Source organism: Marinobacter psychrophilus (assembly GCF_001043175.1).
Lineage (GTDB): Bacteria > Pseudomonadota > Gammaproteobacteria > Pseudomonadales > Oleiphilaceae > Marinobacter > Marinobacter psychrophilus.
In genome coordinates this window covers 402,679-426,377 of the sequence record NZ_CP011494.1, presented here as the reverse complement: position 1 = coordinate 426,377, position 23,699 = coordinate 402,679, and the positions used below count along the sequence as shown (strand labels likewise).

Below are 23,699 nucleotides of genomic sequence, written 5' to 3'. Positions count from 1 at the left end.
AGCACGTTTTGGAGCCCTTTATGACGTTAAATCTCAATCAGCCAGACTTGTTTCGGGATCGTGCCTTTATTGACGGGCAGTGGGTCCAGGCTGCCGAAGCGCGAACGTTTCCGGTCTTCAATCCAAGCACCGGCTCTACGCTGGCCTCTGTTCCTGATCTGGGCGCAGACGAAACCCGCGCCGCCATCGACGCTGCAGAAAAAGCGCTAAAACCCTGGCAGGCCCTTACCGCAAAAGACCGCGCTACTCTCCTGCGCAACTGGTTCAACCTGATCCTTAAGAATCAGGATGACTTGGCCACCATCATGACCAGCGAACAGGGCAAACCCTTTGCAGAAGCCAAGGGCGAAGTCGCCTACGGCGCGTCCTTTGTTGAATGGTTTGCGGAAGAAGCCAAACGCATTTATGGCGACGTTATTCCCGCTCACGGTGCCGATAAGCGGTTGCTAACCATCAAACAGCCGATTGGTGTGGTTGCGGCGATCACGCCCTGGAACTTTCCGATTGCCATGATCACCCGGAAAGTCGCTCCGGCGCTGGCGGCGGGCTGTACGGTTGTGATCAAACCGGGTGAAGACACCCCGTTGTGCGCGCTGGCGCTGGCAGAACTTAGCCAGCAGGCCGGTATTCCCGCAGGCGTTTTGAATGTGGTCACCACACTGCAGGCACCGGAAGTGGGCCGCGCGCTGTGTGAAGATTCCCGGATACGCAAACTGTCGTTCACCGGTTCAACGCCAGTGGGCAAGCTACTGATGCGTCAATGTGCGGATACGGTAAAAAAAGTGTCTCTGGAACTGGGTGGTAATGCGCCGTTTATTGTTTTTGACGATGCCGACGTGGATGCGGCCATCTTCGGCTTGATGGCTTCCAAGTTCCGCAATGCCGGCCAGACCTGCGTATGCACCAACCGCATTCTTGTTCAGGACGGCGTTCACGACCTGTTCGTTGAAAAACTGAACGCGGCCGTACGAAAGCTAAAAACTGGTGATGGATTCGGTGAGGCGGTAACCATAGGCCCGCTGATTAACGACAAGGCGGTCAATAAAGTACGCGGGCTTGTTAACGACGCGCTGGCCAATGGCGCCCTGATCACTCAGCAAAATTCTGGGACTCCGGATAACCCGAACTTCTATCCGCCCACTGTTTTGACCGGCGTAACCGCAGGCATGCGCATTGCACAGGAAGAAATTTTCGGCCCAGTGGCAACGGTTTTTCGTTTTACCGAAGAATCAGAAGCTGTGGAGCTGGCAAACGACACGCCATTTGGCCTCGCCGCTTATTTTTACAGCCGCGATATCGGCCGAGTATGGCGCGTAGCGGAAGCTCTGGAGTACGGCATGGTCGGAATCAATGAAGGGCTGATTTCTACCGAAGTTGCGCCATTTGGCGGTATCAAGGAGTCGGGCATCGGCCGGGAAGGCTCCCGCTATGGCATTGATGACTTTGTCGAAATCAAATACTTGTGTATGGGCGGCCTTTGAGCGTTGCTCTTAACGGATAAGGAGAGAGTTGATGACTAACGCGCAATTGAATGAATTGAAGAAAAAATATGTTGCCAACGGCGCTGCTAGCTCTGCCACGCAGTTTGCGGATCGCGCAGAGAATGCCCTGATTTGGGATGCAGATGGCAACCGTATTATCGATTTTGCCGGTGGTATTGGGGTGCTAAACATTGGCCATTGCCACCCAAAAGTTGTGGCGGCCGTAAAAGCGCAGCTAGAGCGGGTGATGCACACGTGCCAAACCGTTATGCCCTACGCGGGGTACGTCCAAGTCGCTGAGAAGCTGAGCCAGATCACCCCGGTGCGAGGGCATGCGAAAGTCATGTTAGTGAACTCCGGCGCTGAAGCTTTGGAGAATGCGGTCAAAATTGCGCGAGCGGCAACGGGTAAAAATAACGTCATCTGCTTTGACGGCGGTTACCACGGCCGCACGTTTATGACCATGGCGATGAACGGCAAAGTGGCGCCCTATGCCGCCGATTTTGGCACAATGCCAGGTAACGTCTTCCGTGCGCCGTATCCAGTGCCTTCTCTTGGCGTTAGTGAAGCAGATGCCATTCGTGGGTTGAAAATGACGCTCAAAACCGATGCTAACCCACGTGATACGGCAGCCATCGTGATTGAACCCGTTCTCGGCGAGGGCGGTTTCTATCCCGCGCCAGCGAGCTTTCTCAAACAGGTACGCGACATCTGTGATGAACACGGCATGCTGATGATCGTTGATGAAGTTCAGTCAGGCTTTGGCCGCACGGGCAAGATGTTCGCCATCGAACACAGTGGTGTCGAGCCCGACCTGATGACCATGGCCAAGAGCATGGCGGCCGGCATGCCAATCTCTGCTGTTGTGGGAACAGATACTTATATGGATGCCCCCGGGCCGAACTCGCTTGGCGGCACCTATTCTGGCAGCCCCGCATCGTGCGCAGCGGTATTGGCAGTACTTGAGGTGTTTGAAGAGGAAAACATCCTCGCAAGGAGCCTCTCGCTAGGGGCAACGCTGGGTCAGCGCTTTTTGCAGTGGCAGGAGAGCTTCACCTGCGTTGAAAATGTGCGTCATCTGGGCGCCATGGCGGCGATAGATATTGTGTCAGCCGATCAAACACCCGATGCGGAGCTCACGGCTGCGCTTTGCAAACGCGCGCGCGAGAAAGGCCTGATCCTGCTTTCTTGTGGTCTTTATGGGAATTCGATTCGCTTTCTCATGCCGGTCACTATTGAAGATGAGGTGCTCGATGAGGGCTTGGCAATCGTTGAAGCGTGTCTTGCGGAACTTGCAGGTTAAGCACACGCATCTATGCAGGCCACTCAAACGATAATCGTCCGGCTGTCACACCTTGTCAGTGATAGCCGGTGTTCAGTTGCCGGACACGATTTCATGAACAGCCAGCACTGCGCTGCGCCATTCGAGTTCATTCTATGCAGTTTTCGCCAATGACAAACGAAATCCGACGCTTAAGCGGTTTTTAACCTTGAACGCCATTCAAGCCCAGACATTGCAACGTCCAAGCCCTCATGCCGCGCCTGTCGAGACCAGCAGGTTTCGGCCTGAGTTCAAGACGCCGTCTCTGATGTCGTTGGTAATGGCGTCTTGCAGGGCGGTTTCGTCGCGAGTCGTCAGGGCAGCCAGAATCTCCTTGTGACGATCAATCTCATAATATTCCGTGAGCCGAGTGAGGACTTGGCGCTGGAACGGGCCAAGTTGCAACCAGATACTTTCAATGATGGGCATTGAGGCCCGGGCCGGGTTAGCCATGTACAGAGTGCGATGAAAGGCTTGGTTGAGCAGGGTCAGTTGATCGAGATCTCTCTCAAAGATGAGCTCGTCCATTCTGTTATCCATTTCCGTCAGCTTTTCGATGATGAAATCCGACATGTAGTGTAGCGCGCGTTTGGCTGTGTGGACTTCGACCACAACGCGGAGTGAAACCAATTCTTCAAAGCGGTCAAGTGTCATTAAAGGCACCATCATGCGCCGGTTGTCTTTGATTTGTATCGCATGTTCCGAGCTGAGCTGCCGTACCGCTTCGCGAACCGGAGTCGGACTTAGGCCTAGACGTTCAGCTAACCCACGCATTGTCAGTGAGGTGCCAGGCTCGATCGCGCCCAGCATGATTGCGTTGCGTAGGCGCTTGTATACATATTCTTGTGTCGTCCCGGATATTGCTGGAATATCTGGGATATTGAGTTCGCCGTTGCTGGTCATCAGGCCGCCCTAAAGTGTGTTGATTGGGACTATATTACCTAAAAAGATTGACACAATGAAGGGAATGATATACAAATTTAAAAAATGATATCACAATTTAAAAAAAGGTATTGAAAGGTGACGCATGTCTGACAATAAGGCCGAAATCTGGCTGGCACAGCATCCAGAGATTGATTCCATTTTTGCCTGCGTTTGCGATTTAAACGGCACGATGCGTGGCAAGCGTGTTCCTGTTGATCAGTTGTCCAAGGTAATAGACGGCGGGTTACGGATGCCGTTGTCGATTGTCGGCATGGATATCTGGGGCGAGGATGTCGAAAACAGCGAGCTGGTTTTCGAGACGGGCGATTCCGATGGCTTGTGCGATTTTACCGGCCGCCCTTTGATGCCGGTCACCTGGACCAGTCGCCCGACGGCGCTGGCGATGCTGTGGATGCGGCAAGAAGAAGGCGCACCGTTTCCGGGCGACCCGCGCAGGGCCCTTTCGCGCATTGCCGAGCAATACAAAGAACTCGGACTGACGCCGGTGGTGGCGACCGAGCTGGAATTCTATCTGGTCGACCCCTCGGAAGATTACCCACAGGCGCCGCGATCCCCGGTCACCGGCAAGCGGCTGGAGTCCGACGGCGCGATGTCGCTGGACGAACTGCAACACTTCGATGAATTTCTGAACGACGTTTACGATGCCTGCGAATTGCAGGGCATTCCTGCCGATGCCGCGATCTCGGAAAACGGGGCGGGGCAGTTCGAGATCAACATGCGCCACGTTGCGGACCCTCTGCGCGCCGCCGACGATGCTGTGCTGTTCAAACGACTCGTGCGCGGCATTGCCCGCAAGCACGGGCTTGCAGCTACCTTCATGGCGAAACCTTATGGCGACCTGTCTGGCAGCGGATTTCACACGCATTTCTCATTGATCGATGAAAACGGGATAAACGTGTTCGACAACGGCGGCGACGAAGGCACGCCCCTGTTGTTGAACGCGGTGGCCGGGCTGCTGGCCACGATGCAGCAAAACACGCTGACATTTGCGCCGCACGAAAACTCTTATCGCCGTCTGCTGCCCGGCGCCCACGCGCCGACAAGCGTCTCTTGGGGCTACGAGAACCGAACCGCGGCCATCCGTATTCCTGGCGGTGATCCCATAGCGCGGCGTATAGAGCATCGCGTCGCGGGCGCCGATGCCAACCCCTATCTGGTGCTGGCCAGCATTCTGGGCGGAGCGCTGCTGGGCATCGAAAACGAGATGCAACCGGCGGCACCCATCACCGGGAACGCGTATTCGATGAACCTCGACAATTTGCCGCTGGACTGGGCAACCGCCATCGACGCCTTTCGCAAGGGTGCCGATGTGCCGACCATCTTCTCCAAACGGCTGCAAACCATGTTGGTCGAATGCAAGATGCAGGAATTGCGTAAATTTGCCCGCTACGTGACCAAGTTTGAATATGACAGCTACCTGGAGATCGTGTGATGAACCCCCGGAATGACTCCTATGCCGGCAACGGCAGCCACGCCGCAAGTTATTACGCCGCCTCGGCTAATGCCGCGCCGGAACGGGCGGAACTGACCGGTGACCATCAAATAGACGTCTGCATCGTCGGCGCCGGATATACCGGGCTCTCGACGGGGCTTTACCTTGCGGAAAAAGGCTACAAGGTCGCCATTATTGAGGGTGCGCGGGTTGGATGGGGCGCCTCGGGACGCAATGGGGGGCAGATCGTCAACGGGCTGAACGCCAGTCTGCAGACAATCAAGAAACGTTACGGACAAGACACAGCCACATTCGTCGCCGGTCTGGTGCAGGAAGGTGGCGAGATTATCCGCGAGCGGATCAGCACCTACGACATCAAATGCGATCTGAAGGAAAAGAACATCTTTACCGGTCTGACCAGCGCCCATATGGGCGAACTGGAAGAGCGGATGAAGCTTTGGGCCAGTTACGGCCTCAAGAATCAAGAGATGCTGGACAAGAACCAATTGCGCGAACACGTGAATTCCGACCTCTACGCGGGCGGGTTGATCGACCATTCCGGCGGCCATATGCACCCGTTGAACCTGGCCTTGGGCGAGGCAGCGGCGTTTGAGCAGAATGGCGGAATCATCTATGAGATGTCGCCGGTGATCGACGTTGATCAAGCGGCGGTTCAGCCAGTTATCAAAACGGCCAAAGGCACCATGACCTGCAAGACGCTGGTTCTGTGCGGTAATGCGTACTTGGGCCACGTGGTGCCAACGCTGACGTCGCGGGTGATGCCGGTGTCAACGCAGGTGATGGCAACCGAGCCTCTGGGTGAGGCACGTGCGCGGGAATTGATACCGACGGATGCCTGCGTCGAGGATATCCGTTACATCCTCGATTACTATCGCTTGTCCGGCGACAACCGCATGTTATTTGGCGGCGGCACGGTTTACGGTGGCGCCGATCCCAGTGACATCAAAGCCAAGTTGCAGCGCAACATGGACAAGGTCTTTCCACAGCTTAAAGGGGTCAAAATCGACTACGCGTGGAGCGGTAATTTCGCCCTCTCGTTCAGCCGTGTCCCCCAGATGGGCCGCATCGGCGGGAACACCTATTTTGCCCATGGCTACAGCGGCCATGGCGTTACCGGGGCGCACACCTTCGGGCGCATTCTGGCCGAAGCCATCCACGGCGACCTGACCCGGTTCGACGTGTTTGCCAAAGTACCGTGGTATCCGTTTCCCGGTGGACGCATGCTCCGTATACCGTATTCGGTAATGGGTTCCTGGTGGTACGGGGTGCGCGACAAAATCGGTATCTAATAAAGTAACAGTGAAATATAAAAATTCTTTAGGAGAACACCATGCTAAAAAAAACACTGATCTTTAGCGCGCTGGCGCTGACCACTGGCGTAGCTTGTGCCGAGGGTGAGCTGAACGTATATCACTGGTCTGATTACGTGGCTCCCGACACGATTGAAAATTTCGAGGCAAGAACCGGCATCACGGTTAATTACGACGTGTTCGACAGCAACGAAGTATTGGAAGCCAAGATGCTGACGGGCGCCAGCGGTTACGATGTGGTGGTTCCGTCTATCGAGTTTCTCGCCCGCCAAGCGCAGGCAGGCCTTTATGCGAAGATCGACAAGAGCAAACTGAAGAACTACGGCAATCTTGACCCCGACATTCTCAAAATCATCGAGGTGAATGACCCCGGCAACACCTATGGAGTGCCTTACATGATGTTCTCCGTTGGGATCGGCTATAACATTGATATGATCAAAGAGCGCATCGATGCCGACAAGATTGGCAGCTGGGACATGTTGTTTGATCCGGATACCGTGGCCAAGCTGGCCGATTGCGGCGTTGTGATAATGGACTCCCCGACCGAAGTGATGTCGTCGGCGCTGAATTATCTGGGGCTGGATCCGCACTCCGAAGATAGTGCTGATCTGGAAAAGGGCAGTGAGCTGATGATGGGCGTGCGCCCGCACATCCGCTACTTCCATTCGTCGCAATACATCAACGATTTGGCCAATGGTGATATCTGCATAACCATTGGTTATTCCGGTGACATATTGCAAGCGCGTGATCGTGCCGCCGAAGCAGGACAAGGCATCAATATCGCTTACACGATCCCCAGAGAGGGCGCTGTGATCGGTTTCGACATGCTGGCAATCCCGGACGATGCACCCAATCCTGAAAACGCGTTAAAGTTTATTGACTACATCCTCGAGCCAAAAGTTGCCGCAGACATCACCAACTACGTCTACTTCGGTAACCCGAATACCGCTGCGACGGAATTCGTGAACGAAGACGTGGCTAATGATCCCGGCATTTACCCTTCTCAGGACATTAAAAAGAAAATGTTCGTTTCCAAGCCGCACGCAGCGCGCTATGACCGAGCACTGACCCGCGCCTGGACTACCATCAAGACTGGCATGTAAGCCTATGCACTGCCGCGCGGGTTCGCTTCGCGCGGCAATCCTTTTCCAAGATCGTTTCTTTTGGGGAAATGGGGAATCATCATGTCCGACGCTATTACAGTTACAGGTTTAAAACCCTGGACAGATCCAAACGCTGTACCTTTTTTAAAAATCAATAATGTGACCAAGAAATTCGGCGAGTTCACGTCAGTCAACAACGTATCGCTGGAAATATTTAAGGGCGAGATTTTTTGTCTTCTGGGCGGATCGGGTTGCGGTAAGTCTACGTTACTGCGGATGCTGTCGGGATTTGAAGACCTTACCTCCGGCCAGATCATTATCGACGGTCAAGACCAGGCCGGCATTCCGCCTTACAGACGACCCACCAACATGATGTTTCAATCCTACGCGTTGTTTCCGCACATGACGGTGGAAAAAAACATCGCGTACGGGCTGAAACGCGACGGTTTGCCCAGGGCAGAGATTGCTACGCGCGTTACAGACATGTTGTCGCTGGTGCAGATGGGGGCGTTCGCCGCCCGCAAACCACATCAACTGTCTGGCGGCCAGCGCCAGCGGGTCGCGCTCGCGCGCGCGCTGGTGAAAAAGCCCAAGCTGCTGCTGCTGGACGAACCGCTGGGTGCGCTGGACAAGAAGCTGCGCGAAGAGACCCAGTTCGAATTGATCAAGATTCAAGAAAGCCTGGGTGTCACTTTCGTGGTTGTTACCCATGATCAGCAAGAGGCGATGACCTTGTCTAGCCGGATCGGCGTCATGACCGCGGGCAAGATCGTCCAGGTTGGAACTCCCCGCGAGATATACGAGTATCCGCAGAACCGGTTTGTTGCGGACTTTATTGGTTCGGTGAATATCTTTGAGGGCCGTATTGCCGAAGACGGCGAGAGCCACGTTGTTGTGGCCTGCCCCGAAGCCGGTTTGGGGATTTACGTACCCCACAGCATCAGCGGTGTTATTGGCCAAAAGGTCGCCGTTGCGGTGCGACCGGAAAAAATGCAGATCAGCAAAGACGACCTGGGCGACTTGCGCAACAAACTCAGCGGCATCATCGATGAGATTGCCTATATGGGCGATTCGTCGATTTACCAGATACGCCTGGACAGCGGAAAACGCGTGCGCGTCAACCAATCCAACCTTTTTCGGTCCGAAGAGAGTTCTCTGAATTACGGCGACCGGGTGAATCTGGGCTGGGCGGGTAACGCCGGGATTGTGGTGACGTCATGAGCAGCCTGCCGTTGGGATCGCGCATCGGGTCGCTGCTGGGCCGAATGGGCCTGAAGGGACGCCTCTTGGTTATCGCTATCCCGACCGTCTGGCTTCTGGTTTTTTTCCTGATTCCGTTCCTGGTGGTCGCGAAAATTTCGTTTTCCGAGGCTGCCATTGCCCGGCCGCCCTATCTGCCAGTCGTGGAGTGGATTGACGGGTTTTTCAGGGTAAATCTTAACTTCAATAACTATTTGTTTCTGTTAGAAGACCCTCTCTACCTTGCAGCCTATCTGGGGTCGGTCAAGATTGCCGGCGTTGCGACACTCATTGCCCTGTTGATCGGGTATCCGATGGCCTACCTGATTGCGCGCTCGCCTCCTGATCAGCGTAACCTGCTGCTAATGCTGGTTGTGCTCCCTTTCTGGACATCTTTCCTGCTGCGCGTTTACGCGTGGATCGGGTTTCTCAAAGGCAATGGGGTTATCAACAACCTGCTGATGAGTATTGGCATCATCGACGAGCCGCTGGTGATGCTGCAGACCGATTTTGCAGTCTATGTTGGCATTGTTTATACCTATCTGCCGTTTATGATTCTGCCGCTTTACGCCAATTTAGTGAAACTGGACGAAGCGTATCTTGAGGCATCTTCCGATTTGGGCGCGCTCCCGGTCACTACGTTTTTTACCGTCACCGTGCCGCTATCGCTGAGTGGGATCATTGCGGGCTGCATGCTGGTGTTCATTCCCGCCGTCGGCGAGTTTGTTATCCCGGCGCTTCTGGGCGGGCCGGATACGCTGATGATAGGCCAGGTACTTTGGAACGAGTTCTTCTCGAACCGGGATTGGCCCGTCGCCTCGTCGGTGGCTATTGTGATGCTATTTGTGCTGGTGATTCCCATCATGCTGCTGCGCTGGGCTCAGTCAGCGGGCGAAGGAGAAAACCGATGAAACGTAGATCCCGGTCTCTCATGATCTTCGGCGTTCTGGGTTTCGTGTTCCTTTACGCGCCCATCCTGTCACTGGTGGTTTTCAGCTTTAACGAGAGCCGCCTGGTGACCGTTTGGGGCGGATTTTCGACCAAATGGTATGGCGAGCTGTTCCGTGATCCCCAAATCCTGGATGCGGCCTGGGTCAGTCTGCGTGTCGCCCTGGCCAGCGCGACTCTGTCGGTGGTGATTGGTACGGTGGCGTCTTTCGTGTTGGTCCGGTTCAGGCGCTTTCGCACTAAAACGCTGCTGAGCATGATGATCACCGCACCGCTGGTTATGCCCGAAGTTATTATCGGGCTGGCGTTGCTGCTGATGTTTGTTGCGATGGAGAGCATTCTTGGTTGGCCCGGCCAACGTGGAATTATGACGATTATTATCGCGCACTCGACCTTTGGAGCGGCCTATGCGGCGGTGATTATACAGTCACGCTTGGTGGACATGGATCTGTCGATAGAAGAGGCGGCGCTGGACCTTGGAGCACACCCTGTCCGGGTGTTCTTCGACGTAACACTGCCGGTCATTGCCCCGGCATTGATGTCTGGCTGGCTGCTAGCCTTTACCCTTAGCCTGGACGATCTGGTGGTTGCCAGCTTTGTCTCTGGCCCAGGTGCTTCAACCCTCCCGATGGTGATCTTTTCTAAAGTCCGACTGGGAGTAAGCCCGGATGTGAACGCACTAGCGGCGATCATTATCGGCGTTGCTTCGATAGGGATCATTGTTGCGGCCTTGCAGGTAAGCCGCAGCAAGAAGATGTCCCAGAATTGAGACGCAAAGAAAATAGGATGAGTTTGATGCGCTTCATGGTGGGCTCTGAAGCAGGCTTGTCGTATCCAGCAACCCACTCAAAACAGCCGATTCCTTGGTCAAAAGCTTCGATGTGTTTGCATGTCTGCCTCAGTACAGTTTCCCGGGTGGGCGCTTACTTCGCATTCTGCTCACAGCCATTGGCGCCTTGTACTACACCATGCTGGATCAGCTTGGCATGTAACCAAGACAGTTCAATCCAGTCACCCGTGACCAGATCCCAGACATAAATGATTTCTTCGCCGCCGCCACGGCCAAATCCACATCGGCCTTATCACAACTCGCAACATCAGCCAGCAATTTTTCGGTAGCCGGGTTGATTGAAGGAAAAGTTTCACCAGAGGAAGCGGGCTGAAAACGTCCACCAATATAGGCCAGATTCCGGAGTACTATTATTTTACTGAGTGCCTGCCACTCGCCTTTCGTTTTCATAAGCAGCTTCCTTCGCGGATTAATTAATTTTCCAGATTAAATGCCTGTCCGCTGCAACTCTATATACCTCAAGGGGTATAATATTTGTCCTCATTCCTCAGCTCGAAACATCAAATTCGCGGTTATCGGCAAGGCGATGGCGATGAATAAAAAGCCAGAAGAAAACGAATGGGCTATCCACCCATTATGGTTAATTCAATACAACCACATGCTGCGCTCACCCAATTCATTGATGTCCGGATTCTGGCCACTCATTACCTAACAGTTGCGAACCAACCACCAACGCGTAAACTCTGATCAACTAGCGCCAAGGATAACTTTTGGGCCGTGGTCACAGGTTCGAATCCTATCTTCCGATCGACGCGCGCTGCAGTTGTCCGGTGGCCAACAAAAGCGGGTCGCCCTGGCTAGGGCCATTGACCAAGGAAAGAATCATGACAGCATTTACTTTTAACACGACCAAAAGCATCATTTGCGAGCCAGGATCTATCAAACGTCTCGGCGCTCTTGTGCGAGCACAGATTGGTAAGAGCGTTCTTTTGGTGACCGATGCAGGGCTGATCAAAGCGGGTTTGCTGGGCGCCGCAACAGACTCTCTGACTCAGGCTGGCGTAAGCTATCGCGTATTTGATGGCGTTGTCGCCGACCCCTCCGTTGCCGTGGTGGAGGCCGGCCTTGCAGAAGCCCGAGCGGCAAACATCGACGGCGTTATCGGTTTCGGCGGCGGCTCCTCAATGGACGTCGCCAAACTGATTGCGCTCTTAATTGGAGGCGGCGAAAAACTGGAAGACGTCTACGGCGTTGGACAGGCCAAAGGCCAGAGACTCCCGCTGATCCAGATCCCCACCACTGCCGGCACGGGCTCTGAAGTGACGCCTATTTCAATCATCACCGTCGGTGAAACGGAGAAAAAAGGTGTGGTGGCGCCTCAACTGCTGCCAGATATTGCCCTACTGGATGCCGAGCTTACTCTTGGGCTGCCAGCAGCTGTAACAGCAGCAACGGGTATCGACGCCATGGTTCACGCCATTGAGAGTTATACCTCCGCATCCGCGAACAACAACCCCGTGTCGCGTGCTTTAGCTCGTGAAGCCCTTCGATTGCTCGGCGCTAATATAGAAACAGCGGTAAAAGAAGGCAGTAACGTTCAGGCGCGTTCAGGCATGCTCTTGGGTGCCATGTTAGCCGGACAAGCCTTTGCAAACTCGCCGGTGGCAGCAGTGCACGCTTTGGCATACCCCATTGGTGGCATTTTTCACGTACCGCACGGGCTCTCCAACGCTTTGGTATTACCCCATGTTATGCGTTTTAACGCCAGCGTGTGCGCCGATGCCTATGCCACCCTGGCGCCAGATGTTTTTCCGGACTTGGCCTCCGTTCAGAGAGAGCTGCGGGTGGACGAGTTTATCAATCGTCTTGAAACACTGAGTGCTGATCTGGGGCTTGAGCAGACCTTGCGTGAAGTCGGTATCGGTGAGTCCGATCTGTCAGTCATGGCAGTCGATGCCATGAAACAATCCCGCCTACTGGTAAACAATCCAAGAGAAGTCTCGGAAGCCGACGCACTGGCTATCTACCAAGCCGCATTCTGAAACAGCCGCCCGACATTCGGGCGTTCAACCGTTGCTAAGTCTAAGGGCGCCAAAATATTTCTCGGCGAACAGCCGCAGAAACAGAGTCAGGTTCAACCCAATCCTCCAAACCTGGCACCGTATCATAAGCGCTCGTAACATCCAGCAGGTTATTGACGTCGCCTATCTGACCCCGCCAGTCGCTCACGATTACGCTCGACAATTTCCGCAAGATAATCGGCCACGACTCTAATGCGCAACGAGGCGGATAAATCGCTGTGCAGCGCCAGCCAGATTGGCTGATCCAGCCCCAACTCAAGCGGCATTTCCCGTAAGCCCGCCTCGCGCGCCAGAAAATGTGGCAAAACTGCCAGGCCCAATCCGGCGGTCGCGGAGCTTAGCTGCGCGGACAATGTTGTGGTGGTAATCGCAGGCATCTGGCCACGCAAGGTGCGTTCAATCCATTGAGCTGCGGGAAGCCCACCCTGACGTTCCGACCACCCGATGAACCGGTCACCATCGAAACGGCCCGCATCAGGGCCGGTATCACGCGCAGCCATGTAATCCAGCGATCCGTAAAGGCCAAAACCTAAGGTGCCAACACGGCGAACGCTGACGTTGCCGCGCTCAGGACGCACCATGCGCAACGCCAGATCCGCGTCGCGGCCGTGCAGATTGATGGTACTTACGTCCGTCAAAATCTCGATGCTTAAACCGGGATGTCGCGCAAGCAGTGGGGCAAGGCCCGGGATAATGATCGAATTGGCGAGATTCTCAGCCGTTGCTAACCGAACATGTCCAATGGCCTCTGTTTCCGTTGCCGCCTGGGCGCGAAATGCTCCCATGGCCTGCTCCAGAGCTTCGGCTCTGGGCAGCAGGGTCGCGCCCTGGTCGGTCAGGCGATAGCCGGACTGGTGCCGCACAAAGAGCGGCACGCCAAGACGACTTTCCAGCCGCGCGATTCGCCGCGATACCGTCGCGATACCGGTACCGAGAGACTTGGCGGCAAAGGTCAGGGTTCCAGTGCGTGCAACCGCAAGAAAAGCCGGTGCATCATCCCAGTTCAGGCGTTCAGCCATCAGCTTTCCAAAAATGAAAATTAGATTTGCATTATAGACTGTAGATTAGCCGATATCGGAAAGTCATGATGATGCAGAATCCAACAAAGGAGCATCATCATGCAACGCAGGTCTCTCATCCCCGGTTTAAACGTTTCTGCTCTCGGCCTTGGCTGTATGGGCATGAGTGAATTTTACGGTCCACGGGACGATGTGCAATCGATGCAAGTGCTCTGCCGCGCCGCCGATCTTGGCGTAACTTTTTTCGACACCGCCGACATGTACGGCCCGCATCATAATGAAGAATTGTTAGGGCGCTTTTTACGGGAACGGAAGCCGCAAGTCGAAATCGCCACCAAGTTCGGAATCGTACGCAAGCCCGGTGAGTATGCCCGCACAATTGACAACAGTGCTGAGTATGCCAGAGCCGCTTGCGAGGCTTCACTGCGACGTCTCGGGGTCGAGCGGATTGATCTTTACTACGTTCACCGAATCGACCGCAGCCGCCCCATTGAAGAAGTTATGGAGGCGCTTTCCAGTCTGGTTCGCGCCGGCAAGATCGGCCATATTGGCTTAAGCGAAGTAAGCGCGGCCACGCTGCGCCGCGCCCACGCCGTTCATCCGGTTGCTTCGGTGCAGACCGAATACTCGCTCTGGTCTCGGGATGTGGAGTCGGACGTTCTGCCCACCTGCCGTGAACTCGGTATTGGGTTCGTACCTTATTCGCCCCTTGGCAGGGGGTTTCTTACTGGCACATTCGATGGTCAAAGCAACTTTTCCGACGGCGACTTTCGTGCAAACCTGCCGCGTTTTTCGGCGGAAAACATCGACGCTAACCGCCGCATTGTCGATGTCGTGCACTCGCTAGCGTTAACCAAAGGCTGCACGTCAGCACAGATTGCACTCTCCTGGCTATTGTCGAAGGGCGACCATATCGTACCGATTCCCGGTACCAAACGACTGAAGTACCTCGAAGAAAACGTTTCAGCCATCGATGTAGTGTTGTCACCAGACGAGGTTACAGCACTGGAAGCCGGGGTATCGGAACTGAGTGTGGCCGGTGGGCGCTATACTGATGAAGGCATGAAGGGGCTGGATGCCTAAGCCCCTTCATGCCAACCTAAGCTTGAATCAACTGATTCTGAGCTAAATCGAAGCCTTCGATCAAGAGAACTCGTAGCCACGATGACCGCACAGTCTTTACCCAAAGGCATTACAGACCGATTGGTCTGCAAGTCTCTGAATCTAATATGTAAAACTGCTCGGTCAGTGCGTCAGCGATTGAGCTTCATCGGCCCTAATGAAACCCCTATTCGCTGCAGAAAAGACGCCAGGCAACCTCATTTGAGCAGCGAGGGCACCCAGGTGGAAAGTGCCGGAAATGTCACCAGCAGCAGAATCACCGCAGCGAAGGCAAAGTAAAACGGCAGTGAGGCTATGATCGCCCTTTCAAATGGCACGTCGGCGATTCGGGCCGCCGTCATTAACGTCATCCCCACAGGTGGCGTAACGTTGGCGATATTGAGCACCACGATCATCAGAATCGCAAAGTGCAGCGGATCCACACCCAGCTGAATCATTGCTGGCACCAGCACCGGCGCCACAACGACAAGCGCCGGCAGCACATCCATCACGGTACCAACCAGCAGCAGCAGCAGGCACACCAGAAGTAGCTGGAGGAACATCGAATCACTAAAGCCGATGATGAGTCCTGCCGCGTCTTGGGCTATGCCCGAGCGGGTTACAAACCAGCCAAGCACTGCCGAGGTCGCCAATAGGAAGAACACCACGCCCGAGAAGCGCACGGTCACTATCAGTGCATCCCAGATTTTCTTCCAGGTGAGGTTGCGGTAAAACACCACACCAATAACGATGGCATAAACAGCGGCAAAGCCCGAAGCCTCGGTGATAGTGGTCAGCCCAGACAGAATCCCGCCAAGAATGATCACAGGCACGAACATAGCCGGCAAGGCCACCAGAAAAGCCAGCCCTGCCGCCTTGAGCGGCGTAGGTGCCTGTTTGGGGTAGCCGCGCTTCCACGCCAGAAAAAAGCTCACCGCAAGCAGCGCTAAAGCCATCAGAAGACCGGGAATGATGCCGCCGGCAAATAGGTCAATAACCGAGATATCGCGCAGCAGTGTGGCGTAGATCACCATCACAATGCTGGGAGGAATAATCGGCCCGATAATCGAGGAGCAAGCAGTGATCGCCGCCGCATATTCGGCGTCATAACCCTGCCTTTTCATTTCGGGGATCATTATCTTACCAATCGCCACGGTATCAGTGATCGCCGCCCCGGTTAGTCCTGCGAAGAATACCGACACCGAAATATTGACGTGCGACAGCGCTCCGCGCACCCGGCCAAAAAGCGCATTGTTGAAATCAATCAACTTCTGGGTCAAGCCACCCTGGTTCATCAGCTCAGCAGTAAAGATGAAATAAGGCACCGCGATGAGCATAAAACCCGAAACACCGGCAAACATGCGGTCAGCAATGATGCTGAGCATCTGTTCTCCACCCATGGAAAAACCGCCGGCCAAACCGGAGAGAGCCATCACCACGGCCACTGGCATACCGATAAGCAAAAGCACCACAAACGCAACAATAGCGAATATCATGAGCGAGTCTCCGTATCTTGGGTTCCGATAAGCTCATCCATCAGCGCATCGTCATCAATGAAATGCTCGAGTAGAGCAAAGCCCTGTGTCACGTGCAGCAAAATGATGGCGCCACTGATCGGCACCACGACGGTGGTAAACTTGGCAGAGATCTGTATTTGGTCAGACACCATGTAAACCTGGTTTGCGGTCGCAAAGTAAGTCCAGCCATACCAGAGCAGTAGCGCCCCAAACAGTGCGATAGTGATCAGACAAAGCGCAGCAGCAAGAGTCAGCAGCGCCCTAGGCAGGCTGCGAACCAATAATGTCATAGCCACATGCTCGCCGTAGCGCAATGAGATGGTCATGGAAAGAAAGCCAATCCAGGGTAGAAAAAGTCTCGCTAATGAATAGGTCCAGCTCAGGCTGCTGCCAGTGGCTAGCTTGTAGATAAAAGCCGTGAAAGAGATGCCCAACATGATAAGCACGCAGGCTACACAAGCTATAATCGCGGCCTGATTAACCCAGTCACTCAGCTGCCGAAGAGGCTGAAGGAGTTTCATTAATGCACCTTAAAAGCAACATCGGCCGACCCGAAACTCTTGGGCGGCCGATGGATGAGCAAACAATATCAGTCGTCACTGGCCAAGCTCATTGCCCAGTATTACTGACCCGTTTTTACTGAACCGTTTTTACTGAACCATAGTTGTCCATGTCAGACGACTTCACTTCTTCACCGACACGCTTCACCTCTGCCAGAAAATCATCAACCTTTTTAGCGTCGATGCCAAAATCGTTAACGATCCAATTCTTCCAGGCCGGACGCGCAACATCAGCCATACGCTCACGTTCCTCAGTAGGCATGATGTAACAATCCTTAAACGTCTTGCAGGACTCCTGCCAGCCTGCTGTTGCCAAAGCTGCGGACATGCCATGCCCAATCGCGATGGCTTCGCGCGCCGAGGTAACAATCGCTTCCTTCTGCTCCTCAGTCAGCCCCTGGTACCAGTCTTCACTAATCAGCCAAGCAGCACTGTTGTAGACGTGGCCAGTCAGAGTGGTGTAATCGGTCACCTCATGGAAGTTATAGGTCGTGTTGAGCACCGGCGCGTTGAACTGACCATCAGCCAGACCGGTTTCAAGTGCGGTGATCACTTCACCCCAAGGCAACGGCGTGGCAAACCCTCCCAGTGACTTTATGATCGCAACATGCCCGGGATTCTCCTCGGTGCGGATATTAAGCCCTTTAAGGTCTTCCACCGTCTTAATGAGACGCTCGTTGTTGGTAAACGCCACAAAACCGCCGCCGTCATCAAAGGTGCCCAGATAACGCATATTGGTTTCTTCAACAGTGTTGGACATCAAGTCCGCAAACCAGTCACCGTCGAGAAAAGCCCAGGCCTGACGCCAGTTATCAAACACGAAGGGAGCTGTCATTAGCTGATAATCACTAAAATAAGAAGACATAGCACCGGTAGTGATAATCGTTGACTGCAGGGTGCGCCCGCCTTGAACTTCCTTAGCGGTGTCAACTTCCGAGCCCAGCTGGCTATTACCGAAGACCCTGACGGTTATTTCACCGTCGGTGCGCGTCTCAACCAAGTCTTTGAAGCGCATTAACGCGGGGTAGACGGAGTTGTTGCTCATGTTTTCGGGCAAAATAGTGGCAATCGCCATTTCTTTGGCCTGAGCTTGTACGGCAGCCATAGCCAGTGGCAAAGCGGCGATCACGGCAATACGTGAGAACATTTTTAATTTCATATGCGAAGAATCTCTGGTTGATATTTCTGTACTTATTATCCAACACCAGTAATGCTGGCCGTAAAAGTCGTAAATCTATATACCCATCTTTGATTCAGGTAATTCAGACTTATAAAAATTTTAAAACAGCTTGAAAGCCGCATTGTCTATGTTTATCACTAATAATTTCAATAAAGAATTTTATCCAGAAGACGTTTTTCTCTGAAAGCTTAGATAAGTAGTATCCACTAAATGTATGGCACTGAATATCGGGAGTCAAACGATATAAAGTAATATCAGATATAAGTGCAGCTTATAAATTAAGAGCCGTAATGTTGGTCAAGGTCTGAGTAACTTTTAATTTTCCGCCGTTTTGATGGAATTCAGACGTACTGGCTCTACACCGGCCTGTATTTTACACATTAAAGAGTGCTGAACGCGGCCAACAAAAACAGCTTGTTGTTTTTGAAAAAACCGGACTACATCCATTTTGAATTGCGCACAAAATACCCGCTTACCAACCCTATCTAACACAATTTCCTAGCGAGTCTTGCACTTTTTAGTGTGGTACTCGCGGCATCGGATTCTGGCACAACACCCATATAATCCGTGAATATTACAGAGCAACAACAGAATTTCTGTGGACAAGTCAACCAGAGGGGGAAATCAGATAGAAGACGAAGCATTGTCTCGTTTTTGGTTAAGTTCTGTTTATAAAATATCTTAAAAAACCCACTGAGATAAGGTCTTTATACGGTTTCATCGCTCTCAGTAGCCTGATCACTTACAGAGATATCAAAATCTACAATTTCTTCAATAAACTTAGTCTCGATAATTGATAAAGCTCGATTTTTATGCCAAAAAACATGGACAGGTATGTCAGCAACGCCTTCTTTTGGCGGCAAACGCCTAAGCTTCGATTCTAGATAGGTCGAAGCAATAAATTGATCAGGCAAAGCGCCTATGCCGTATCCGGTATAAATTAAACGTACTGCCTCATCCAAGTTATTGGTGTAGGCGCTGGTACGACCTATTAAACCGTTAGTTTCTTTGAATACGGTAATTGGGAAGAGGACCTCGCCAACATCTTCACTGCTGAATGCTACAAAATCTTCTTTCAATAGACTGTCAAAACGCACATCTTTTTCTGCAAACAAAGGATGATGGTATCCGCAGTATAAATAATAACGTTGCTTAAATAACAATTTTTGATTAAGGATTTCCGGTGTGTGCCTAGCTAAACAAATGCCCACAGCAGGATTCTTTTGTTCGATATCGTTTAAAATATCTTTGCTTGATTTTACCGTCAAATCTAAAGTGATGTTTGGATATTTTTTTTGAAATATACTAGAAAATCGTTATACTTTTGATTGTGAATTCGGCTAGCTACCAGGAGTTTAATCTCGCCTTCTAAGAGATGAGAATTAAAGCCTTTCATAGCTTCAATAGAAGTGATCTCTGTAAATATTGTTTGAGCAACCTGCAAACAGTAATGGCCCATAGGCGTGAGCTTTAAAGGCTTTGTGTTACGTATAACAAGCTGACTTCCGATTTGCTCTTCAAGCTTTTTAAGGTTTTGACTAACAGCCGACTGGGTGATTTTTAAACGGTTAGCGGCAACACTAATACTTCCCTCTTCATATATAACAATTAATACATGAAGTAATGTCCAATTCAAATTATCTGCCAATTTTTTTTGTATCATAATAATTTTAGCGTTTATACTCTAAATATATTGATAACCAAAAATGCAAAAACTCACCAGGATTTGCTACCGCTTAATATTTATGTTAGCTAACCCTGCAGGGGCTTAATTTGCTTTTCGTCACTGCTTTTAAAGGGATACTAGCCGAAAGCTTATCACTCCAAAGCGGTAAGTTCGATTCTACAAAGCAAAAAATTTATCGGTTTTCAAGTTTGCCGTCGAATTATATGAGCAACAAGAACACTACAAGAGCTTTCCTCACCCTTTTGGCCAGATTCGGGAGCACTGAAGCGGCTTTTTGGTGCTCGCCAGTACGAAACTAGCCAGACCGAGCATAGAGAGCGCCGTTTTTTCTCAGTGGAGCACTGTGTTTTGGCAGAATTCGTTCTCTGCACGGCAACACCCGTGCGAGAAAGTTGCAAAAATGGCCAGTTCGCTAGAAGCTCAAGCGCTACGGATTTAAGCAGAATTTCCTTGACTGCTAATCCAAACCTGGGAGTGGAGTGCCTGCCTAATCCTCTATCTATTATACAGCTTAAAGTTTACAAACTCGCTCATACCATAAGGTCCAAGCTCCCGGCCAAAACCGGATTGTTTAACACCACCAAAGGGTAGCTCTGCCGCTGTTCCTGGCGCTTGGTTAAATGACACCATTCCGACCTCTAACCTCTCGGCGATGCGTTGCCCGCCGTCCATATCGTGTGTATGAATGCATGCGCCCAAACCAAATGGTGTGTCATTAGCGAGCCGGATAGCGTCTTCAACATCGTTCGCTTTATAGACTACGGCTACTGGCCCAAACAATTCATCATGGTAGGCCCTCATATCTGGTGTAATATCGGCCAACAAAGCAGGTTTAAACCAAGCTCCAGACTTTAATATTTTTCCGCCAGACACTAATACAGTTGCACCCTGATCGATCGCATCATCATATTGCGCTTGAATCGTTTTTAACGCTTGACTGGAGGACAATGGACCTAAAAATGTGTCTTTATTTAGTGGATCAGTTGGCTCTAATAACTTAACTTTATGAGTCAGTTTTTCTACAAACTCATCATAAATATCTGCGTGCAGGATTATACGTTTGGCCGCATTACAAGCTTGCCCCGCATTGCCGAATCTACCGATAAATGCACATTCTACTGATCGGTCAATATCCGCATCTGCTAATACAATAAATGCATCCGATCCCCCTAGCTCGAGCACAACTTTTGTCAGCGAAGCACCCGCCACCTGCGCTACGGCAGCACCTGCTCGCTCTGACCCTGTCAAAGACACACCTTGAATACGCTTATCACCAATGATTGTTTTAACTTGTTCATTTGTTGCAAAAATATTGTTGTACACACCTTTAGGCAAGCCTGCTTGCGCCAATATAGACATAATCGCTGTCGCAGATCTTGGGCATGAAGGCGCATGTTTCAGTACAACCGCATTACCTAACATCAAGTTTGGTGCAATAAAGCGTGCCACCTGGTAGTGAGGATAGTTCCACGGCATAATGCCCAGCAGAACGCCAATAGATTCTTTTTTTATCACAGCGTTTTTAGCGCCGGGTAATTCCGACGTCTCTAAAAATTGCTCACCAAACTTGGCATAATAGCGAAAGATCTGACTAACTAACGCAATCTCCCCTTCCCCTTGCGCAACAGGCTTGCCCATCTCGCACGCCATTATTTTTGCCAGATCTTCGCATTGCTCTTCGTATAAATCAGCAATAGTATTTAATATCGCTGCTCGCTCATCAACATCACTTTTACGCCATGCTTGATAAGCATTGTGCGATTCCGCAATAACATCTTGAACCTCCTGATGGGAATGGCCTTGATACTTCTCTTCGATCTCGCCATTAGAAGGGTTCGTTACTTGATAGCTTATCATGATATTTCCATTTTATAAGTGACTGATAGCGCTATAATCTTATGGCACTAACTTGCCGGGATCGGTAATTACATGCAGCAATACGCTCTTTCGCTCTTTTGTCACAACCTGCATCGCCTCGGCCACACTCATCTTGATATCCCTATCATTATCAACTCGTATGCCATGTGCACCAAACGCATTGGCTAGCGCGGCGAAATCAGGATTGTGTAGCTGCGTACCGGACACCCGATCAGGATAATTTGCTTCTTGGTGTTGACGTATCGTGCCGAACTGTTGGTTGTCCATCAAAATTATTAGAACAGGCGCCTGATAACGGATTGATGTGGATAACTCCGCTTCATTCATCATGAATTCGCCATCGCCAGTGACTACAACAGATAGGCGTTCTGGTGACTCTAGCGCTGCAACGATACCTGCCGGCAAACTATAACCCATAGCGCCGTTTCTAGTGCTTAGTTGGCTTGGAAAGGTGTGAGTAGGTAAATAGCGCTGCGCCCATAAACAGTGGTTACCAGCGCCAAAACTATACACAGCGTCTGCAGGCAATAGCGCTGCTACCTCCCTGATCACTTGCGTCATATCCGCGTATAATTGCCCAGCGCCAACACTTTCACTTTCTTTCTTTGATAAATCACAATCTTTTCTTTGCTGTTGATGACAATGTTTGAACCAAGCGTTGCGAGATTCTGAACTTGGCAACGATGCTCTGCTTAGCGCTTTAATAAAGCTAATAGGACTGGCGACAATATGCTCTGTGACTGAGCCGCTGTGCCCCCGCAAACTGGTGTCTAAATTAACGATGTAATTGGGCTTTTCAAAGGACTGTCGTAAACGATACCCATCACTGGCAACGTCACCCAAAACGGTTCCCAAGGTGAGCAGGACATCAGCTGCTTCAATTAGTGCAGCACATTCGTCCGAACGCCCATAGCCCAGATACCCGGCATTTGCCGGAGAATCAAAAGCAACACGGTCCGAAGCGCGCCAATCATGAATCACCGGTAGGTGATTAGCTTCTGCAAACTGCGTTAATTGTTTAGAAGCTTCCGCCGTCCAATTTTGGCCACCGGCAAAAACCAACGGCTTCGCAGCGTTTGATAGCGCATTCAGTATGCTGTTGAGCCTGTCGTCGTCGACACCGCCTTCGGCAACGGGTATGACGGGATGCAGTTGTCCATGGAACTCCTGCCGGATGATATCTTCAGGCAATCCTACAACAACAGGGCCAGGCCTGCCTTCTAGCGCGGCGTGAAAGGCTTTAGCCACAATCTCGGACGCTCTGGAGACCTCGTCCAATATCAAGACACGCTTGCATTGGCTAGAGAACCATTGGTTAAGGTCAAACTCTTGGAAAGACTCTCGATTTCTATCGGAAACGGGAATCAGACCAACAAACAAAATCAGCGGCACACCGTCTTGCCATGCGGTATGGACACCGGTGTAGGCTTGCGCAGCGCCCGGCCCACGCGTAACCATGGCAATACCCGGAGTACCTGTAAATTTACCGTGTGCATCCGCCATGTACGTACACGCCGCTTCATGACGACACACCACTGTTTGAATTTCGGTATTGTATAGACCATCTAATACCGATAAATAGCTCTCGCCTGGAACCACATACGCGCGACTAACTCCATGTAATTGAAGGCTATCAACAATCGCTTGACCACCATGAATTGCATTATCCATCGTTGTTCCCTTCTCCAAGTGCGAGTTATGACTTTTTCCCGATATTTTTTAGCGACTACTCAGCGGCAATTATGGTGATTTCCACCAATAAATCGGGGTGCGCCAAGGTGGACTCTCCGCACGCTCGAGCTGGGGGCAAGGTGTCTTCAAACCATTGATCCCATACCTTATTCATCGCCGCGAAATCATTCATGCTTTTCAGCCACACCGTTGCTGATAACATTTTTGATTTATCACTACCCACTTCTTCCAGCAAATTTTTGGCTTTATTCAAGCACGTTAAGGTTTGGGCAGATACATCCTCATCGACAGCCCCAACTTGACCCGATAAGTAAATTGTCTGATTGTGAATAACAATCTGGCTCATACGTTCATTACTATTTAATTTCAACATATTCATTTTCTCAGTTTTTGA

The 23,699-nt window shown here is 51.9% G+C and carries 21 protein-coding genes; 10 read left to right on the top strand and 11 right to left on the bottom strand.

Features of this window, described 5'->3' with window-relative positions; all coding sequences use genetic code 11:
* Positions 1–20 precede the first annotated feature (20 nt).
* Positions 21–1,481: an NAD-dependent succinate-semialdehyde dehydrogenase gene (locus ABA45_RS01840; RefSeq protein WP_048384020.1), complete on the top strand. Its 1,461-nt coding sequence runs from the start codon at positions 21–23 to the stop codon at positions 1,479–1,481.
* Between the two features lie 31 nt (positions 1,482–1,512).
* Positions 1,513–2,784 (top strand): 4-aminobutyrate--2-oxoglutarate transaminase, encoded by a 1,272-nt coding sequence (gene gabT / locus ABA45_RS01835; protein ID WP_048384018.1) that lies wholly within the window; start codon positions 1,513–1,515, stop codon positions 2,782–2,784.
* 228 nt (positions 2,785–3,012) lie between these two features.
* Here gabT and ABA45_RS01830 read toward each other — a convergent pair whose 3' ends face one another.
* Positions 3,013–3,705 (bottom strand): GntR family transcriptional regulator, encoded by a 693-nt coding sequence (locus tag ABA45_RS01830; protein WP_048384016.1) that lies wholly within the window; start codon positions 3,703–3,705, stop codon positions 3,013–3,015.
* Between the two features lie 124 nt (positions 3,706–3,829).
* Between ABA45_RS01830 and ABA45_RS01825 the strand changes: the two genes are divergently transcribed.
* From ABA45_RS01825 to ABA45_RS01800, 6 genes are all read left to right on the top strand, one after another.
* On the top strand, positions 3,830–5,179 hold the full coding sequence (locus ABA45_RS01825; protein ID WP_048384010.1) for a glutamine synthetase family protein: 1,350 nt from the start codon (positions 3,830–3,832) through the stop codon (positions 5,177–5,179).
* Positions 5,179–6,489, top strand: coding sequence for an NAD(P)/FAD-dependent oxidoreductase (locus tag ABA45_RS01820; protein WP_048384008.1), 1,311 nt, complete (start codon positions 5,179–5,181; stop codon positions 6,487–6,489). The genes ABA45_RS01825 and ABA45_RS01820 overlap by 1 nt, the downstream gene beginning before the upstream one ends.
* Before the next feature lie 41 nt (positions 6,490–6,530).
* A complete protein-coding gene (locus tag ABA45_RS01815) occupies positions 6,531–7,613 on the top strand; it encodes a polyamine ABC transporter substrate-binding protein (RefSeq protein ID WP_048384006.1) in 1,083 nt (360 codons plus the stop codon).
* 81 nt (positions 7,614–7,694) lie between these two features.
* On the top strand, positions 7,695–8,834 hold the full coding sequence (locus tag ABA45_RS01810; RefSeq protein WP_048384001.1) for an ABC transporter ATP-binding protein: 1,140 nt from the start codon (positions 7,695–7,697) through the stop codon (positions 8,832–8,834).
* Positions 8,831–9,763 carry an ABC transporter permease subunit gene (locus ABA45_RS01805; RefSeq protein ID WP_048383998.1) on the top strand — a complete coding sequence of 311 codons (933 nt, stop codon included), beginning with the start codon at positions 8,831–8,833 and terminating at the stop codon, positions 9,761–9,763. The genes ABA45_RS01810 and ABA45_RS01805 overlap by 4 nt, the downstream gene beginning before the upstream one ends.
* Entirely contained in the window at positions 9,760–10,569 is an 810-nt protein-coding gene (locus tag ABA45_RS01800) for an ABC transporter permease subunit (RefSeq protein ID WP_041635026.1), read from the top strand. The genes ABA45_RS01805 and ABA45_RS01800 overlap by 4 nt, the downstream gene beginning before the upstream one ends.
* Before the next feature lie 207 nt (positions 10,570–10,776).
* On the opposite strand, the gene ABA45_RS01795 is transcribed toward ABA45_RS01800, so the two are convergent.
* Complete coding sequence (locus tag ABA45_RS01795) at positions 10,777–11,040, bottom strand: aldehyde dehydrogenase family protein (RefSeq protein WP_048383996.1); 264 nt, start codon at positions 11,038–11,040, stop codon at positions 10,777–10,779.
* A 434-nt stretch (positions 11,041–11,474) separates the two neighbouring features.
* Between ABA45_RS01795 and ABA45_RS01790 the strand changes: the two genes are divergently transcribed.
* On the top strand, positions 11,475–12,632 hold the full coding sequence (locus tag ABA45_RS01790; protein WP_048383994.1) for an iron-containing alcohol dehydrogenase: 1,158 nt from the start codon (positions 11,475–11,477) through the stop codon (positions 12,630–12,632).
* Between the two features lie 149 nt (positions 12,633–12,781).
* Here ABA45_RS01790 and ABA45_RS01785 read toward each other — a convergent pair whose 3' ends face one another.
* A complete protein-coding gene (locus ABA45_RS01785) occupies positions 12,782–13,690 on the bottom strand; it encodes a LysR family transcriptional regulator (RefSeq protein WP_048383992.1) in 909 nt (302 codons plus the stop codon).
* Between the two features lie 99 nt (positions 13,691–13,789).
* Here ABA45_RS01785 and ABA45_RS01780 point away from each other — a divergent pair, with 99 nt between their 5' ends.
* Positions 13,790–14,773, top strand: coding sequence for an aldo/keto reductase (locus tag ABA45_RS01780; protein WP_048383991.1), 984 nt, complete (start codon positions 13,790–13,792; stop codon positions 14,771–14,773).
* A gap of 236 nt (positions 14,774–15,009) precedes the next feature.
* Here the strand turns inward: ABA45_RS01780 and ABA45_RS01775 are convergent, their stop codons facing one another.
* The 8 genes from ABA45_RS01775 to ABA45_RS01740 form a co-directional block, all read right to left on the bottom strand.
* Positions 15,010–16,287: a TRAP transporter large permease gene (locus ABA45_RS01775; RefSeq protein WP_048383989.1), complete on the bottom strand. Its 1,278-nt coding sequence runs from the start codon at positions 16,285–16,287 to the stop codon at positions 15,010–15,012.
* On the bottom strand, positions 16,284–16,829 hold the full coding sequence (locus ABA45_RS01770; RefSeq protein ID WP_048383984.1) for a TRAP transporter small permease: 546 nt from the start codon (positions 16,827–16,829) through the stop codon (positions 16,284–16,286). Before ABA45_RS01770 ends, ABA45_RS01775 begins: the two co-directional genes overlap by 4 nt.
* Before the next feature lie 115 nt (positions 16,830–16,944).
* A complete protein-coding gene (gene dctP / locus ABA45_RS01765; RefSeq protein WP_048383982.1) occupies positions 16,945–18,027 on the bottom strand; it encodes a TRAP transporter substrate-binding protein DctP in 1,083 nt (360 codons plus the stop codon).
* Positions 18,028–18,755: 728 nt separating this feature from the next.
* On the bottom strand, positions 18,756–19,316 hold the full coding sequence (locus ABA45_RS01760; RefSeq protein WP_198147026.1) for a LysR family transcriptional regulator substrate-binding protein: 561 nt from the start codon (positions 19,314–19,316) through the stop codon (positions 18,756–18,758).
* Between the two features lie 2 nt (positions 19,317–19,318).
* Positions 19,319–19,711 carry a LysR family transcriptional regulator gene (locus ABA45_RS01755; RefSeq protein ID WP_048383978.1) on the bottom strand — a complete coding sequence of 131 codons (393 nt, stop codon included), beginning with the start codon at positions 19,709–19,711 and terminating at the stop codon, positions 19,319–19,321.
* A 519-nt stretch (positions 19,712–20,230) separates the two neighbouring features.
* Entirely contained in the window at positions 20,231–21,592 is a 1,362-nt protein-coding gene (locus tag ABA45_RS01750; RefSeq protein ID WP_048383976.1) for an NAD-dependent succinate-semialdehyde dehydrogenase, read from the bottom strand.
* Positions 21,593–21,631: 39 nt separating this feature from the next.
* A complete protein-coding gene (locus ABA45_RS01745) occupies positions 21,632–23,284 on the bottom strand; it encodes a thiamine pyrophosphate-dependent enzyme (RefSeq protein WP_048383974.1) in 1,653 nt (550 codons plus the stop codon).
* Between the two features lie 55 nt (positions 23,285–23,339).
* Positions 23,340–23,678 carry a RidA family protein gene (locus ABA45_RS01740; RefSeq protein ID WP_041635024.1) on the bottom strand — a complete coding sequence of 113 codons (339 nt, stop codon included), beginning with the start codon at positions 23,676–23,678 and terminating at the stop codon, positions 23,340–23,342.
* Positions 23,679–23,699 lie beyond the last annotated feature (21 nt).

Excerpts from the sequence above, each read along its gene's own strand:
- ABA45_RS01775 (WP_048383989.1), bottom strand. The coding sequence starts at position 16,287 with ATGATATTCGCTATTGTTGCGTTTGTGGTGCTTTTGCTTATCGGTATG.
- ABA45_RS01840 (WP_048384020.1), top strand. The coding sequence starts at position 21 with ATGACGTTAAATCTCAATCAGCCAGACTTGTTTCGGGATCGTGCCTTT.
- ABA45_RS01740 (WP_041635024.1), bottom strand. The coding sequence starts at position 23,678 with ATGTTGAAATTAAATAGTAATGAACGTATGAGCCAGATTGTTATTCAC.
- ABA45_RS01830 (WP_048384016.1), bottom strand. The coding sequence starts at position 3,705 with ATGACCAGCAACGGCGAACTCAATATCCCAGATATTCCAGCAATATCC.
- ABA45_RS01785 (WP_048383992.1), bottom strand. The coding sequence starts at position 13,690 with ATGGCTGAACGCCTGAACTGGGATGATGCACCGGCTTTTCTTGCGGTT.
- ABA45_RS01755 (WP_048383978.1), bottom strand. The coding sequence starts at position 19,711 with ATGATACAAAAAAAATTGGCAGATAATTTGAATTGGACATTACTTCAT.
- ABA45_RS01790 (WP_048383994.1), top strand. The coding sequence starts at position 11,475 with ATGACAGCATTTACTTTTAACACGACCAAAAGCATCATTTGCGAGCCA.
- ABA45_RS01805 (WP_048383998.1), top strand. The coding sequence starts at position 8,831 with ATGAGCAGCCTGCCGTTGGGATCGCGCATCGGGTCGCTGCTGGGCCGA.
- ABA45_RS01820 (WP_048384008.1), top strand. The coding sequence starts at position 5,179 with ATGAACCCCCGGAATGACTCCTATGCCGGCAACGGCAGCCACGCCGCA.
- ABA45_RS01795 (WP_048383996.1), bottom strand. The coding sequence starts at position 11,040 with ATGAAAACGAAAGGCGAGTGGCAGGCACTCAGTAAAATAATAGTACTC.
- ABA45_RS01815 (WP_048384006.1), top strand. The coding sequence starts at position 6,531 with ATGCTAAAAAAAACACTGATCTTTAGCGCGCTGGCGCTGACCACTGGC.
- ABA45_RS01800 (WP_041635026.1), top strand. The coding sequence starts at position 9,760 with ATGAAACGTAGATCCCGGTCTCTCATGATCTTCGGCGTTCTGGGTTTC.
- dctP (WP_048383982.1), bottom strand. The coding sequence starts at position 18,027 with ATGAAATTAAAAATGTTCTCACGTATTGCCGTGATCGCCGCTTTGCCA.
- ABA45_RS01780 (WP_048383991.1), top strand. The coding sequence starts at position 13,790 with ATGCAACGCAGGTCTCTCATCCCCGGTTTAAACGTTTCTGCTCTCGGC.
- ABA45_RS01750 (WP_048383976.1), bottom strand. The coding sequence starts at position 21,592 with ATGATAAGCTATCAAGTAACGAACCCTTCTAATGGCGAGATCGAAGAG.
- ABA45_RS01745 (WP_048383974.1), bottom strand. The coding sequence starts at position 23,284 with ATGGATAATGCAATTCATGGTGGTCAAGCGATTGTTGATAGCCTTCAA.
- gabT (WP_048384018.1), top strand. The coding sequence starts at position 1,513 with ATGACTAACGCGCAATTGAATGAATTGAAGAAAAAATATGTTGCCAAC.
- ABA45_RS01810 (WP_048384001.1), top strand. The coding sequence starts at position 7,695 with ATGTCCGACGCTATTACAGTTACAGGTTTAAAACCCTGGACAGATCCA.
- ABA45_RS01770 (WP_048383984.1), bottom strand. The coding sequence starts at position 16,829 with ATGAAACTCCTTCAGCCTCTTCGGCAGCTGAGTGACTGGGTTAATCAG.
- ABA45_RS01825 (WP_048384010.1), top strand. The coding sequence starts at position 3,830 with ATGTCTGACAATAAGGCCGAAATCTGGCTGGCACAGCATCCAGAGATT.